Origin of the sequence: Hyphomicrobium sp. (genome assembly GCF_041674905.1) — a bacterium.
Classification (GTDB): domain Bacteria; phylum Pseudomonadota; class Alphaproteobacteria; order Rhizobiales; family Hyphomicrobiaceae; genus Hyphomicrobium_B.
Map to the genome: position 1 here is coordinate 32,146 of NZ_JBAYUV010000008.1, position 13,190 is coordinate 45,335.

Sequence of the window (13,190 nt, forward strand, 5' to 3'; positions counted from 1 at the left end):
CAAGCACGCCGCCTTCGCGGCCGGCAAATAAGGACTGCAATTGCGCAGGCTATGGACAGGCGACCGATCGGCTTCAGCTGTCGCTCGTGGCCGCCAGCGCGTGGCGCGGCGATTGAGATATTTCCTGCCCCTTCGCGACGCTCATGTCGTTTCCGCGCCAGACGAACGTATCGCCCGACCAGCCTTCGAGCCAAAGCACGGGCAGCAGCAGGTCTCGCGCCATCCATGACAGGGGCGACAGCAGACGGAGATGCCATCCTGCCGCCGACGCCAGCACCGCTTCGGCTCCGAACCAGACACCGGCGAGTCCAGCCAGAGCGACGGCCGGGTCGACATCGAAACTCGCCGCAGCGGCGACGCCTGACAGAATGGGAAAGAAGCTTCCTGTGAAGATTTCCGGCACATAGAAAATTGGGAATGTCGCCCGCCTCAGCCGCGCCCAGCGCACCTGCCGGTCCCAGACCTCGCGAAGTTTGCGTGGCCCTAACGGCTGTTCGAACGGACGGTTCACGAGGCGCACGTTCAACCCGCGCGCACGCACGATCTTCGTCGCCGCGGCATCCTCGGCGATTTCGTGCCCCAACGCTTCAATGCCGCCGGCCTTATCGAGAATATCGCGCCGCCAGAGCATGGATTTACCTTGCGCAAATCCGAACCCGATCGCATCGGCCGCCGATTGCCAACGCGCCTGGTACGTGTTGAGAAACGCGCATTCGAGTTCGGCTTGGAAGCCGATCGGATGGCTACCGACGGGCGGCGAGCACACCAGTCCGACGCCCGGACCGAACGCCGCGAACATGTCGTCGAGATAGCCGGACGGCATCAGCACGTTATTATCGGCGAGCACGATCCAGGGATGACGCGCTGCTTGCCAGCCCTTGACGATGTTGTTCAGCTTCGGATTGCTTGTTGGCCGGTCGTCTCCGATCAGCAGGCTGGCCGGTATGTGCGGATGCTCTGCCATCAACTTGCGCACCAGCGGCACGGCGGCATCGCCTTCGCGAGCGGCGCAAAAGATGATTTCGTAGGCGTCGCTTCGAAGCTCGAATGTCGAGCGCAGCGTCAGCATATCGAAATGATCGATGCCGCAGACAGGGCGTATGATGCTGACCGGCATCGATTTCGGTTCGCGATGCCTTTTACGGGCGAGCACACGCACGAGCGCGAGAGCAATGGTCATGAGATGTATTGCCGTCGCCAGGGCGCAAAAGATCAATGCCGCCGTTGCCAATCCGGCCATCGTGCCTCCGTCGCAAAACCTATCGCTGAATTTCAGGATTTGGTGAAATTGCGACGACGGATCGGCGACAGATACGTGACACCCTTAGTGTGCGCGGGCTGGCGAACTTGGAAAGAAACCACAAGGGCGCAGCGAGCAAAATCTGCCTCGGCTCAGCCGTCCGCCGGGGGCTTGTTCGAGATGCCTGCGAAGATCGACGTCGCGCCATAGGCTCCAAGCAATGCGAGCGCCACCATACCCGCGACCGACGGGAGGCCTTCGTTGAGCCCGAAGTTGACAAGGCCCCAATAAGCCAGTGCCGAGCCAATGAGGCCACCGACCGCGCCGAGAACGATATTGGGCAGACCACGCAGTGAAAGGCCGTAAAGGAGCCCGACAATGATGCCGGGATAAAGTGCAGGCCAGAAGTGATCGCCCATGAGAGCCCTCGCTCGGAACGCTGAGCTAGCTCCATCGTCGATCGATGCTCGGAGTGTCAAGGGGGAGCCGTATCCGAGACGTATCGCCGGCTCGCACGAACCGACGTGCACGAAAAAACCGGCGCTCATAAAGCGCCGGTTCAAGTTTTTTCTCGCGCTGGCGAGCGACCAGGTCCAGGACGTGTGGCTTTAACGCGGGTGCTAGAAATCCGATGCCGGACCGACTGCGGCGATCGCGGGCAGCGAATCCCATACGGCCTGCTTGTTCGGAAGTTCGCTCTTTTGCTGGCGCGAAAGAACATAAACCTCGCGGGAAACACGCGTTTTGATCCGTTTCGGCTGACCGCGCAGCCGCTGGAAGTAGCTATAGCGTTCACTCATAGCGATGCGCCCTCCAAGACAGCGGCCGAGTGACGCCGGCGCCGGCGGCTCACCGAGTGCGCGATGGCTGCGCGCTCCGCCAAAAGCGCGTTCGCGAAACGACGGCCTTCGAGTGCATGGTAGCTGCGAAGAGCCGCGTGAAAGCGATATTCGCTTTCGCCATCTTCGCGAATGATAACACCAGCTTGGTCGTCTCCGACCTCAATGACGTAGGATTTTGACATGTTTCGACTTTTGCCGACAGCGCCGGCATCCTCTGGTATCCGAATTGTTGGGTAACGTGTTGAACAGCGGGAAGGTGATCAGCAGCCACGACAACAGGACATCGACACAAGAGCGCTCAGAGTCTTGGCCGGAGGATTCGTGATCAGGTCTTTCATAGCGGTCTCCATCTGCGGAGCCCACGGCGTGCGTGAGGCTTAGCGTTTGATGACGCGGCGCAAGTCGCTTCCGAAATCACCGCGGCCGACGCAACGCGCCGGCAAACGCAAGAAAGCAGGGCGGCCGCGTAAAGTAAAAGAAGAAGAAGAGGATTGCTTTTCAGGGCCGTTCTGAATGAAATCGCGCTCCCAATGCGACCGACTGGGCTGCGAGCGCTTTCTTCGTGCTAAGTCATTGTTGCAATAAGGCTTTTAACGCACCCTGAGGGGGACTTATGAAGATTTGCATGATCGGAGCGGGCTACGTCGGGCTCGTTTCGGCAGCCTGTTTTTCCGATTTCGGGTGGACCGTAAATTGCGTCGATAACGACCCAAGCCGGCTGGCCGCGCTCAAAGCCGGACAATCACCGATTTATGAGCCGGGCCTCGAAGCGCTCATGGAGCGCAACGTTAAAGCCGGGCGGCTGGTGTTCACGGACGATCTCAAGACAGCCGTTGCAGATGCCGACGTCGTTTTTCTCGCGGTCGGAACACCGATGCGGCGCGGCGACGGCTATGCCGATCTTTCCTATGTCTTCTCCGCGGTCGAGGAAGCGGCGCAATACCTCAATGGCTTTACGGTCATAACGACCAAGTCGACGGTCCCGGTCGGCACAAGCCGCGAAATCGAACGGCGGCTTAAGGCGAAACGTCCCGACGCAGATGTCGCCATCTGCTCGAATCCGGAATTCCTGCGCGAAGGCTCCGCAATTCAGGACTTCACGCATCCCGACCGCGTGCTTGTCGGCACCGATGACCCTCGCGCCCGCGACGTCATGGAGCGGCTTTATAAGCCGCTGGCGCTGCGCGGCTCTCCCGTCATGTTCGTCGAACGGGAATCGGCCGAACTCGCGAAGTATGCGGCCAATGCGTTTCTCGCGCTCAAGATCAGTTTCATCAATGAAATCGCGGACGTCTGCGAAGCGGTCGGCGCGGACGTGCAGGAGGTTGCTTCGGCGATCGGCAAGGACCGGCGAATTGGCGACAAATTCCTGCATCCGGGACCGGGCTATGGCGGGTCCTGCTTTCCGAAAGACGTTTCGGCGCTCGTGCGCACGGCTCGCGAAGCACGTGCTCCGGTGTCGATCATCGAACAGGTCGAAAGGGTCAACCACGAGCGCAAACTCGCCATGGCGGTCCGCATCGAAGCGGCCGCAGGCGGATCGGTGCGCGGCAAGACCATCGCTATTCTCGGCGTCACGTTCAAACCGAACACCGACGATATGCGCGATGCGCCGAGCCTGTTGATCGTTCCGATGCTGCAGGAGCGCGGCGCCACGGTTCGGGCGTGCGATCCGCAGGGCCGCCGGCAGGCCGAGCCGATGCTTCCCGGCGTGACGTGGTGCGAAAGCGCCGATGAAGCCGCTGACGGCGCCGACGCCTTGGTCATCGTCACTGAGTGGAACGAATATCGCGCCCTTGATCTCGAGGCGATTAAATCGCGCATGGCGGGCAGCACCATCGTCGATCTGCGCAACGTCCTCGATCCTGAAGCCGTCCGGGAGCTTGGCATCACATACACCGGAATCGGCCGCGGGAAATATTCGGCCGGCCAGAAGGCGGGCTGACGAACCCCAAATTCAGATCGACTTTGCCGGTGGGCGCCTCAGCCCTCGGCGATTTCGCGATAGGTTGCCGATACGCGTCATCGTCAACGCCCTGATCGGCGAGGCGGATCGGCAGCAGCATCCTGATTTCCGGCGGGGTTTCCCGTCCCGGCGACGACCTCGCGCAAGCTTCAGATTGCAAGCTTGCCGGCGCAGCGCAGACGCGGCGTATCGGGGACCCTCGCTTTATGGCAGCTACAAAGACCGCAGACGGCGGTATCGGAGTCGTATTAGGCCAGCGTGACGCTGGCCTGGCGATCGGCGTCATCGCCATTCTGATGATCCTCTTCCTGCCGCTGCCGTCCTTCCTTCTCGATTTGGGCCTGGCGTTGTCGATTGCGCTCTCGATCCTCATCCTGATGGTCGGGTTGTGGATACGCCGCCCGCTGGAATTCTCGGCGTTCCCGACCATTCTCTTGATCGCGACGCTGCTGCGGCTGGCACTCAACGTCGCCACGACACGTCTTATTCTTTCTCAAGGCGCGGAAGGGCCGAACGCTGCGGGACACGTCATCGCGGGCTTCGCGCAGTTCGTGATGGGCGGTGATTTCGTCATCGGCATCATCGTCTTCATCATTCTCGTCACCGTCAACTTCGTCGTCATCACCAAAGGCGCGACGCGTATCGCGGAAGTTGGCGCGCGGTTTACGCTCGACTCGCTGCCCGGCAAACAGATGGCCGTCGACGCCGACCTCTCGTCGGGTGCCATCGACGAAAAAGAAGCGATCCGCAGGCGCAGGGAACTGGAAGAAGAAAGCCAATTCTTCGGCGCCATGGACGGCGCCTCGAAGTTCGTGCGCGGCGACGCCATCGCGGGCCTCATCATTACGGCCGTCAACATCTTCGGCGGCGTGATTATCGGCGTGACGCGCCATGACCTCCCATTCGAGCGCGCGCTCGACACCTTCGTCAAGCTGTCGGTGGGCGACGGCCTTGTTACACAGATGCCGGCGCTGATCGTGTCGCTTGCGGCGGGCCTGCTCGTTTCGAAAGGCGGTACGCAAGGTTCGACCGAAGGCATCATCGTCAGCCAGTTCGGCAACTATCCGCGAGCGCTGATGCTTGCGGGCGGCGTCATGGCCCTTCTCGCGATGGCTCCTGGATTACCCTTGCTGCCGTTCGCTGCCATCGGGGGCGTCCTGGGCTTCATCAGCATCGGGCTGACGCGTAAGAACGAGGCGGGCGCACAAGCCGACGCGAACGCGAAAACCGCCAGCCAATCGCTCTCACCGGAAGAGCAATCGCGACAATCCATTCGCGATCAGCTCAAGACGACCGAAATTGAGATCTGCTTCGGCAAACAAATTTCGACCGTGCTGATGCGTCCGAGCAGCGATCTGCCGCAGCGTGTCGCGAAGATGCGGCGCAAGTTCGCCAAACAGTACGGTTTCGTCGTTCCGGAAATCAAACTGGCGGAAGACCTTTCAGTCCCTTCGAAAAGCTATCAGATCAAGGTGCACGGCACGGTCGTCGCCAGCGCCGAACTTCGCCTCGGCGACGTGCTCGTCGTGGTCGGCGACGGTCCAAAGCCCGATACACCAGGCGATGAAACGCGGGAACCGGCCTTCGGCATGAAGGCGATCTGGGTGCCCGATATTTTCACGAACGCGCTGAAACGCGACGGCTTCGTGCCGGTCGAAAACACATCCGTGCTTCTAACGCACGTCGCGGAGGTCATCCGCAATAGTCTCGCGCAGCTCCTGTCCTATCGCGACCTGCGCTCGCTTCTCGATCGGCTCGATCCCGAATACCGCAAGCTGCTGGAAGAAATCTGTCCGTCGCAGATTTCTTACTCGGGGCTGCAAGGCGTGCTGAAGATGCTGCTCGCAGAGCGAATTTCGATCCGCAATCTGCATCTCATCCTGGAAGCGGTTGCCGAAATCGCGCCGTTCTCGCGCAAGGCCGAGCAAATCACCGAGCATGTCCGGATGCGGCTTGCATCGCAAATCTGCGGCGATCTCAGCGACAACAACTATCTGAAGATCGTCCGCCTCGGTAATAAATGGGAAGTCGCGTTCCATCAGGCCCTTCGCCGCGACGCCAAGGGCGAGATCATCGAGTTCGACATCGATCCGCGTCTTATCGAGCAGTTCGGCGCCGATCTTGCCCGCACCATTCAACCGCTCATGGATGCGGGTCATCAGTTCGTTCTCGTAACGGCCGCCGAGACGCGGCCCTACGTCCACACCGTGACTGAACGGCTATACGGCACGCTGCCGGTTCTCTCGCACCTCGAGATCAGCCGTGGCGTGCAAATTCAGTCGCTCGGCTCGGTTTCATGAGCGAGCTGACGCAGCAGACGCTTCTGGTGCCCCTTATCATATTTTGCCGTGTCGGCGCGTGCTTCATGGTGTTGCCGGGATTTTCAAGCGAGCGTATCCCGGTTCAACTCCGCCTCTTCGTCGCGATCGCCATTTCGCTTGCCATCATGCCGATCGTTTACGACGACGTGCGGCCGGTGACGGCAGGTCCTGCCGACGGCCTGCTCTCGATCATCGTCACCGAGAGCCTGGCCGGATTATTCCTCGGCTTCATCGTCCGTATTTTCTACCTTGCTCTTGAATTTGCGGCCATCGCCATGGCGAACCTCGCAGGCTATGGATCAGCATTCTCGCACGCGATCGAAGGAAACGATCCCTCGACGCCCTATTCAGCGTTCGTGACGCTGCCGGCCGTCGTGCTGTTTTTCGTGGCCGATCTGCATATCGCCATCATCCGGATGCTGCAGAACTCTTACGAGGCCCTCAAGATCGGCTCTGAATTCGCCGCGCCTCCTAATCTCTCGATGATCGTCTCGACGTTCGGCTCGGCGTTCAAGCTGACGTTACAGCTGAGCGCGGCGCTGGTCGTCTATTCGGTGATGGTGAACCTCGCGTTCGGGTTCCTCAACAAGATGATCCCGCAAATTCCCTCCTACTTCGTATCGGCGCCCTTTGTGGTGCTCGGAGGGCTGTTCATCCTGCTGCAAATCGATGCCGGGATCCTCAGCCTTTTTTCTTCGCTCGTGATGCAGGCCATCGCAACGCTGGGGCAACATGGCTAGCACCACCAAGAAACTGCGCCGCCTCGCCGAGGTGTTTCACGACCTCGAAACCGTGGAGCGCGTGCGCGTGAGCGATTTGACACAAGAGATCGCGACACTTCGCGCGGCCCAGGACGATATTCTGCGCAGTCTCGAAAGCCCTTCGACCATCAACGGTCTTTTCACCGCGCTACTCTCAAACCGTGTCGGCCGCCTGGAACGGCGCATCCACCAGTTGTCGCGCGAACACGAAATTGCGCTGAAACGCTATGCCGAAGCAGCGGCGCGCGGCCGGAGCGCGGGCCGTCTGCTAGCCGACGCAAAAGGCGAAGAAGCGCGCAAACGCGAGCAGGTGGAGCTCGAGGCCTTGCTTGAATTTCAGGCGGCTGTTGCCGCGCAAGGCCGGGGTAAGTCTCCGCGTTCAATCTGAGGCGGTCTTCCATGTTCGAAGTGATATTTTTCGATGTCCGCCATACTTCCCACCTCGGCCGCTGACGTCGCCACCTGGACGGCCGGACAAACCGTCCGGCCGACGCAAGCTGCCACCGTTGCCGACGCGGCATCGCCCGCCTCGCATGGCGACGCCGCCGCGACGAAAAAAGCCAAGGACGTCGCGCAGCAGTTCGAGGCCGTCTACCTGCGTCAGATGATCGATACGTCCATGCCCAAAGATTCCGAAGCTCTGTTCGGTGAAGGAACGTCGGGCACCATGTGGCGCTCGATGATGACGGACACGCTCGCGACGGCGCTGTCCAAGACCGGCACGCTCGGCATTGCGAACATGATCCTCAAATCCGAAATCGGTCGACTTAAGGATAAGTAGAATGAGCACCGGCGCACTCGGCGAAAAAATCAAAACGCCTTTTTCGACGGGGCGATCCGGCGCACCGTTGGCAGGGCTCGCGTCCGCGAACGGACGCCGACCGTTGCCGACCCGCGCGGGCGGGCAGGATTCGGATGCCGCGCGCGCGATCGTCATTTCGGTGATCTCTCGCATCGAGGGCTATCTCGACGAAGAGACGGAGGCGTTGAGCAAATCTCTGAAGTTCGATTTCAAGACGTCGAATGATCGCAAAAGCCAGGGCCTTCTCGATCTCAATCAGGCCCTTCGACGCCTGCAGAAGACCGATGTCAATGCCGACCTGCAGCTACGACTTGCGACCTTTCGCGAAAAGCTCGCTGTAAACCTTCGCAAGATCCGGCTGCATCTCGATGCGGTGAAAGAGATCGCGGCCATGCTGTCGGAAGCCATCCAGAACGCTGAATCCGACGGCACGTATACACGCAACATCGGGCCTTACAGGAACGCGCCGTGATCCGGATGATCCTGCTCGCCCTCGTCGCGTGTCTTTCAACCGTCGGCGGCGTCTTTGGCGCGGTCACGTGGAAATCGTCGATGAACGCGGAGCCGAGCAAGGACGAAAACCATAAATTGCAGATGCTGAAGACACCCATGGTCAGCGTTCCCATTCTTTCGGATGGGCAGGTTCTTGGGTACGTCGTGACACGCCTGCAATTCGCCGCCGACGCGGAGCTGCTCAAAGAAAGCTCGGTGCAGCCGGAAGCCTTCGTGGCGGACGAAGCCTTTCGGCTGATCTACGAAACGACGCCGAAGGACATCAAGGCGGGGCGCAAGAATGCCCTCAAGGAGCTATGCGAAAACATCGCCTCGGGAACGAATGAGCGGCTTGGCCGCAACGTCGTCAAGGATGTGATGATCGATAGCTGGACGTATCTTTCCAAGCAGGACATGTTGAGAAACCATGAACGCGCTCAATGATCGCTTTGCCTTCGAAGACGTATTGCGTCAATCGGAACTCGCCAGCGCGCTGAAGCTTCGCAAAGTCGACGCGGCGCTTGCCGATCTGCGGACGTCCCGGACGAAAATTCCAAAACGCATGATCCCGATCGCGGTTCTTGCGGTGCTCGGCATCATATCAGCGATCGTTTTCATTGCCGGATATTCGGCGCTGCTGTCTGATACACCAGCGGTTTGGATTCACCGCTTGATGGCTCTGACCGTGGCGCAGAGCATCATCATCGCGGCCATCGCAATGAAGGTCCTGCCGATGATCGAGGGTAAAGGACTTTTTGTCCGAATTGCTTCCGGCGGCGGCGCGGATCAACAGCCGTATTTCGGCAGGCCCGAGACCATGCCGGAGCAGCCGGTTCCCCTGCCACCGCCTGCGCCAAGAAAGCCCTTTATCGGCGGAAAACTTGCGGGTCGCGAATACGTGGAATTCGACGACGGATCGATCGAGATCGATACGCTGATTGGACGTCGGCGCTTCATATCGATCGATGCGGCGCGTGAATTCGTCGGAGCGTAACCGGTCTAGGCCGTCAACTCAAAGTCGTCGAAATCTCCGGCGCCGCTTTGCAACGCATGCTCCCGCGTGATGCCGTTCAAGCGGTCGCTGATTTCTGCGATTTTCACGCAGCGGGATGCCTCCGCAACATCGATTTTCCAATCCGACGACGATATTTTCGAGACCCCTCCAAGATAGTCGGAAATCGCTTCAAGGTTTTGAGAGATACGGTCCAGCGACTGCAATTCGTACAGCGAATGCGAACCGCCGAAGGCTCCGGCAACGACGAGGTTTCCGATCAGTTCCTGCAGGTCGTTGACGCCATCCGACAGCAGCCGGATTTCGTCGCTCATGGTCATAAGGACCTCGGGAACCGGCACAAGCGTGCGTGCTTCGCCATTCATATTGTTTTTATCGCCGCTCATGTCTGTCCTGCGCCCATCACAAAATTCAAAACAATTCCAGCTCGCCGGCATTGCTCGCCACCACCCGAGCCGCAGCCGCGGGTGGCACAATTTCCACTGTGCCTGCGAGCAAATTCTGCCGCGCGCGTCCCGAGACCGGCCAATACTGAATCCTTCGCCCTTGCAGGCCGCCGGTGCTGCCGCCGACGTGAGCAATGCCCTCGTCACGAAGAAAGCGCTCGGCGAATTCGGCATTGTGTTTGCCGATGTCGTTGTGGCTTCGGACCGTCCGCGCACCGCCGAAGATTTTCGCCTCGAGCCGATCCCGGCGCGCGCCGGCTTTCAGCAGGCCGTTCACAAGCAACTCCATCAGGTGGACGCCGAGACGCTCCGCCTCACCGGCTTTTGTCCTGGCATTCGTGCCCGGCAGGAGGAAGTGGTTGATGCCGCCCACGCCAGCAAACGGATCGCGAATGCAGGCTGCGACGCATGAGCCGAGAATCGTCGTCACCATGACGTCGCTGTCGCCGGTGACGAAGTATTCGCCCTGGATAATGTGAACGCGATTATCTTTTTTGATCGCGGACGTCATGTCAGCTTTCCGACAACGGCTTCGATGCACGTTTTCAGCGCGGGGACGGTGAAGGGTTTGGCGAGAAAATTATTGAGGCCCCACTTCTTGCCCTCGTCGATCAGCGCCTTGTCGCCCTTGCCCGTGACAAGAATGAAACCAACCTTGCTCGTCGGAGCATGCTGGCGCAATGCGCGCAGCAGCTGAATGCCGTCGATTTTCGGCATGTTGAAATCGGAAATGACGAGATGGCACGGAGTTGTCATCATCATCTTCAGCGCCTCTTCGCCGTCTTTGGCGACCCTGAACGACTTGAGGCCGATCTGATCGAGACCATCGGTCAGCAGCGCGCGGCTGACGGACGTATCGTCGACGACCATGATCGATAATTGCTGCATTGCCGGCATGATTGGCCTCCTAGTGCTTCTTGATTATTGACGTTTCTGACACTATTGCCGCTGCGAGGCGGTCGAGTGGCAACTGCTTTTCTACCGCGCCGATGTCGAACGCCGCCTTCGGCATTCCATAGACGATGCAGCTCGATTCATTCTGACCGAATGTTCTAGCTCCTGCTTTGCGCATGGACAAAAGCCCGGACGCACCGTCGCGACCCATGCCCGTCAAAATCAACCCAACAGCGCGTGACGTACACGCGCGTGCCACCGATTCAAAAAGCACGTCGACCGACGGGCAGTGCCCATTGACGCGATCACCCGCTTTCAGACGGCAGTGCAAGTCACCCTTGCCGGCAATCTCGAGATGCAGATCGCCACCGGGCGCCAGGAAGACTTGGCCCGGCGTGAGCTTGGCTCCGCTCGAAGCTTCCTGCACCCGTGCAGGACAGATCCGGTTGAGGCGGTTCGCAAAGCTTTTCGTGAAGGACGCCGGCATGTGCTGCGCGATGACGGTCGGCGGGCAATTCTCCGGAAAATGCGACAGAAGCTCGATGAGCGCCTCGACGCCGCCCGTGGATGCTCCGATCGCAAGCACGCGCCCGTCGGGCACATATTGCGCGTTCGCGGATCGGGCTTCGACCGCAAGTTTCTGCCGATCTTTTTCCGTCGTTAGGGGCCGAACACGCGCCAACGCGGCGATCTTCACCTTGAAGGGTAGTTCTTCAAAATTGTGCTCGTTGCCCGGCCTCGGCTTTTCAATGCAGTCGACGGCGCCGATCTCGAGTGCGCGCACCGTTTCGTCGGCACCGCGACTCGTCAGCGTCGACACCATGATGACCGGCATTGGCCGGAGCCGCATGATCTTTTCGAGAAATTCGAGGCCGCTCATATTCGGCATCTCGACATCGAGGGTCACGACGTCCGGGTTCAGTGCCTTGATGGCTTGTCGGGCCTGCAGTGGATCTTCAGCCTGACCGACGACTTCGATATCGGCATCCGACGACAAGGCCGTTGCGATCAGACCGCGCATCGTCGAAGAATCGTCGACCACCAAGACCTTGATTTTTTTCATCTCTGTGCATCGCTTTTCTTGCGGTAACTGGTAACGCCATTGGCCGTCAGGACGTTCAGCGCAGGTCCGGCGACGCGCTCGGAGTGTCCGATGTAAAGGTCGCCACCCGAAGCAAGCAGGCTCGAGAGACGCTTCCAGATCATCGCCTGCGTCTCGTGATCGAAGTAGATCGCGACGTTGCGGCAGAAGATGGCATCGAATGGCCCTTTGAACGGCCAGTTGCTCATCAAATTGAGCTCGCGAAACGCGACGAGCGAGCGCGTCGCGTCTGCGACGCGCATGCTGTCGGCGTCGCCCGGCACGGACTCGAGCCATTTTGTTCGCATGGCCTGCGGAACTTCGGCGACCTCTTCCTTGCGGTACATGCCGCGTTTCCCATGGGCAACGACATTCGCATTGAGATCGGTCGCGAGAATTCGGATATCCAGCTGCGGCGCATCAGGAAACACGGAGAGAACGGTGAGCGCCATTGAATATGGCTCTTGCCCTGTCGAACAGGCGGAGGACCACAGCCTGAGGCGCCCGCCTTTGCGAACGTGCGCGGCTTTCGGTTCCAGAATATTTTTCCGGAGGTATTCGAAATGATGGGGCTCACGAAAGAACCGCGTCACATTCGTTGTCAGCGCGGCGATCATGCTGCCGCGTTCCTGGTCGTCAGCGCGCACCCTGTCGAGGTACTCGCTGAACGTCGCAAGACCGAGGCTACGCAACCGCTTCGCCAAGCGCGAGTAGACGAGTGTCGCTTTTGACTCGGGCAGATCTATGCCTGCGTCGTCCTTGGCGATTTCTGCGATCGCGCGGAAGTCCGCAGTCGCAAAAGCAAACTCGCCTGTGACGAGCACGTCCGCAGATCTCGCCGACGCACGCTGAAGAGCAGGCGTCATGCCGCGGCCTTTGCATAAATCGGGAGAACGCTGTCGAGCGCGACGATGCTGATCATACGTCCGTCCACGGCGTAGACGCCCTTGACGAACATTTTTGCCATTTCCGATGCGATGTCGGGCGTCGGATGCATCGAGGCCGCCGACGATGTCAGAATATCGGAGACGGCGTCGACCAAAAGCCCGACGATCTGCTGATGAATATGGACGACGATGATGACGCTGCGTGGCGTCGGTTCCGTCAGACCAAGTCCAAAGCGCATCGCGAGATCGACGATGGGAAGCACGGCGCCTCGCAGATTGATCACGCCACGAACGTAAGCCGGCGCGTGCGGCAACGGTGTTGCGGGCGTCCAGCCGCGAATTTCCCGCACGCACATGATATCGATGCAGAACTCCTGCGCGCCGACGCGAAAGGCGACGAATTCACTGTTTGCAGTTTTGACTGCCGGTTCGTTCACTTGCACGAC

17 protein-coding genes are annotated in these 13,190 nt (G+C 60.0%); 8 read left to right on the forward strand and 9 right to left on the reverse strand.

All coding sequences use genetic code 11. The features are described from left to right. Positions 1–73: 73 nt before the first annotated feature. From WC026_RS05225 to WC026_RS05235, 3 genes are all read right to left on the reverse strand, one after another. A complete protein-coding gene (locus tag WC026_RS05225; protein WP_372709772.1) occupies positions 74–1,240 on the reverse strand; it encodes a ceramide glucosyltransferase in 1,167 nt (388 codons plus the stop codon). A 152-nt stretch (positions 1,241–1,392) separates the two neighbouring features. Continuing rightward, positions 1,393–1,659 (reverse strand): hypothetical protein, encoded by a 267-nt coding sequence (locus tag WC026_RS05230; RefSeq protein ID WP_372709773.1) that lies wholly within the window; start codon positions 1,657–1,659, stop codon positions 1,393–1,395. A gap of 201 nt (positions 1,660–1,860) precedes the next feature. Then, positions 1,861–2,040: a hypothetical protein gene (locus WC026_RS05235; protein ID WP_372709774.1), complete on the reverse strand. Its 180-nt coding sequence runs from the start codon at positions 2,038–2,040 to the stop codon at positions 1,861–1,863. A gap of 655 nt (positions 2,041–2,695) precedes the next feature. On the opposite strand from WC026_RS05235, the gene WC026_RS05240 reads away from it, so the two are divergent. The 8 genes from WC026_RS05240 (at position 2,696) to WC026_RS05275 (ending at position 9,418) form a co-directional block, all read left to right on the forward strand. Next, complete coding sequence (locus WC026_RS05240) at positions 2,696–4,027, forward strand: UDP-glucose/GDP-mannose dehydrogenase family protein (RefSeq protein WP_372709775.1); 1,332 nt, start codon at positions 2,696–2,698, stop codon at positions 4,025–4,027. Positions 4,028–4,254: 227 nt separating this feature from the next. Continuing rightward, positions 4,255–6,348 (forward strand): flagellar biosynthesis protein FlhA, encoded by a 2,094-nt coding sequence (gene flhA, locus WC026_RS05245; RefSeq protein ID WP_372709776.1) that lies wholly within the window; start codon positions 4,255–4,257, stop codon positions 6,346–6,348. Further along, positions 6,345–7,109, forward strand: a complete 765-nt coding sequence (locus WC026_RS05250; protein WP_372709777.1) for a flagellar biosynthetic protein FliR — start codon at positions 6,345–6,347, stop codon at positions 7,107–7,109. Before flhA ends, WC026_RS05250 begins: the two co-directional genes overlap by 4 nt. After that, positions 7,102–7,518 (forward strand): hypothetical protein, encoded by a 417-nt coding sequence (locus WC026_RS05255; protein WP_372709778.1) that lies wholly within the window; start codon positions 7,102–7,104, stop codon positions 7,516–7,518. Before WC026_RS05250 ends, WC026_RS05255 begins: the two co-directional genes overlap by 8 nt. Positions 7,519–7,551: 33 nt before the next feature. After that, complete coding sequence (locus WC026_RS05260) at positions 7,552–7,911, forward strand: rod-binding protein (protein ID WP_372709779.1); 360 nt, start codon at positions 7,552–7,554, stop codon at positions 7,909–7,911. Between the two features lies 1 nt (position 7,912). Next, positions 7,913–8,404 (forward strand): hypothetical protein, encoded by a 492-nt coding sequence (locus WC026_RS05265; protein ID WP_372709780.1) that lies wholly within the window; start codon positions 7,913–7,915, stop codon positions 8,402–8,404. 5 nt (positions 8,405–8,409) lie between these two features. Then, positions 8,410–8,868 (forward strand): flagellar basal body-associated protein FliL, encoded by a 459-nt coding sequence (locus tag WC026_RS05270; protein ID WP_372709853.1) that lies wholly within the window; start codon positions 8,410–8,412, stop codon positions 8,866–8,868. Further along, positions 8,852–9,418: a hypothetical protein gene (locus tag WC026_RS05275; RefSeq protein ID WP_372709781.1), complete on the forward strand. Its 567-nt coding sequence runs from the start codon at positions 8,852–8,854 to the stop codon at positions 9,416–9,418. The genes WC026_RS05270 and WC026_RS05275 overlap by 17 nt, the downstream gene beginning before the upstream one ends. A 5-nt stretch (positions 9,419–9,423) precedes the next feature. Here the strand turns inward: WC026_RS05275 and WC026_RS05280 are convergent, their stop codons facing one another. From WC026_RS05280 to WC026_RS05305, 6 genes are read right to left on the reverse strand one after another with little or no spacing between them, the layout of a single operon-like run. Continuing rightward, positions 9,424–9,822, reverse strand: a complete 399-nt coding sequence (locus WC026_RS05280) for a hypothetical protein (RefSeq protein WP_372709782.1) — start codon at positions 9,820–9,822, stop codon at positions 9,424–9,426. A 25-nt stretch (positions 9,823–9,847) separates the two neighbouring features. Further along, positions 9,848–10,393 carry a chemotaxis protein CheD gene (locus WC026_RS05285; RefSeq protein WP_372709783.1) on the reverse strand — a complete coding sequence of 182 codons (546 nt, stop codon included), beginning with the start codon at positions 10,391–10,393 and terminating at the stop codon, positions 9,848–9,850. Then, positions 10,390–10,779, reverse strand: coding sequence for a response regulator (locus WC026_RS05290; protein WP_372709784.1), 390 nt, complete (start codon positions 10,777–10,779; stop codon positions 10,390–10,392). Before WC026_RS05290 ends, WC026_RS05285 begins: the two co-directional genes overlap by 4 nt. A gap of 10 nt (positions 10,780–10,789) precedes the next feature. After that, positions 10,790–11,839 carry a chemotaxis response regulator protein-glutamate methylesterase gene (locus WC026_RS05295; RefSeq protein WP_372709785.1) on the reverse strand — a complete coding sequence of 350 codons (1,050 nt, stop codon included), beginning with the start codon at positions 11,837–11,839 and terminating at the stop codon, positions 10,790–10,792. Next, on the reverse strand, positions 11,836–12,723 hold the full coding sequence (locus WC026_RS05300; RefSeq protein ID WP_372709786.1) for a protein-glutamate O-methyltransferase CheR: 888 nt from the start codon (positions 12,721–12,723) through the stop codon (positions 11,836–11,838). Before WC026_RS05300 ends, WC026_RS05295 begins: the two co-directional genes overlap by 4 nt. Continuing rightward, entirely contained in the window at positions 12,720–13,187 is a 468-nt protein-coding gene (locus tag WC026_RS05305) for a chemotaxis protein CheW (RefSeq protein ID WP_372709787.1), read from the reverse strand. The genes WC026_RS05300 and WC026_RS05305 overlap by 4 nt, the downstream gene beginning before the upstream one ends. Positions 13,188–13,190: the final 3 nt, after the last annotated feature.

Bases quoted from the DNA above. Each gene is read 5' to 3' on its own strand.
- WC026_RS05285 (WP_372709783.1), bottom strand. From the start codon at position 10,393: ATGACGTCCGCGATCAAAAAAGATAATCGCGTTCACATTATCCAGGGC.
- WC026_RS05295 (WP_372709785.1), bottom strand. From the start codon at position 11,839: ATGAAAAAAATCAAGGTCTTGGTGGTCGACGATTCTTCGACGATGCGC.
- WC026_RS05240 (WP_372709775.1), top strand. From the start codon at position 2,696: ATGAAGATTTGCATGATCGGAGCGGGCTACGTCGGGCTCGTTTCGGCA.
- WC026_RS05255 (WP_372709778.1), top strand. From the start codon at position 7,102: ATGGCTAGCACCACCAAGAAACTGCGCCGCCTCGCCGAGGTGTTTCAC.
- WC026_RS05260 (WP_372709779.1), top strand. From the start codon at position 7,552: ATGTCCGCCATACTTCCCACCTCGGCCGCTGACGTCGCCACCTGGACG.
- WC026_RS05250 (WP_372709777.1), top strand. From the start codon at position 6,345: ATGAGCGAGCTGACGCAGCAGACGCTTCTGGTGCCCCTTATCATATTT.
- WC026_RS05265 (WP_372709780.1), top strand. From the start codon at position 7,913: ATGAGCACCGGCGCACTCGGCGAAAAAATCAAAACGCCTTTTTCGACG.
- WC026_RS05270 (WP_372709853.1), top strand. From the start codon at position 8,410: ATGATCCTGCTCGCCCTCGTCGCGTGTCTTTCAACCGTCGGCGGCGTC.
- WC026_RS05275 (WP_372709781.1), top strand. From the start codon at position 8,852: ATGAACGCGCTCAATGATCGCTTTGCCTTCGAAGACGTATTGCGTCAA.
- flhA (WP_372709776.1), top strand. From the start codon at position 4,255: ATGGCAGCTACAAAGACCGCAGACGGCGGTATCGGAGTCGTATTAGGC.
- WC026_RS05225 (WP_372709772.1), bottom strand. From the start codon at position 1,240: ATGGCCGGATTGGCAACGGCGGCATTGATCTTTTGCGCCCTGGCGACG.
- WC026_RS05280 (WP_372709782.1), bottom strand. From the start codon at position 9,822: ATGAGCGGCGATAAAAACAATATGAATGGCGAAGCACGCACGCTTGTG.
- WC026_RS05290 (WP_372709784.1), bottom strand. From the start codon at position 10,779: ATGCCGGCAATGCAGCAATTATCGATCATGGTCGTCGACGATACGTCC.
- WC026_RS05230 (WP_372709773.1), bottom strand. From the start codon at position 1,659: ATGGGCGATCACTTCTGGCCTGCACTTTATCCCGGCATCATTGTCGGG.
- WC026_RS05300 (WP_372709786.1), bottom strand. From the start codon at position 12,723: ATGACGCCTGCTCTTCAGCGTGCGTCGGCGAGATCTGCGGACGTGCTC.
- WC026_RS05235 (WP_372709774.1), bottom strand. From the start codon at position 2,040: ATGAGTGAACGCTATAGCTACTTCCAGCGGCTGCGCGGTCAGCCGAAA.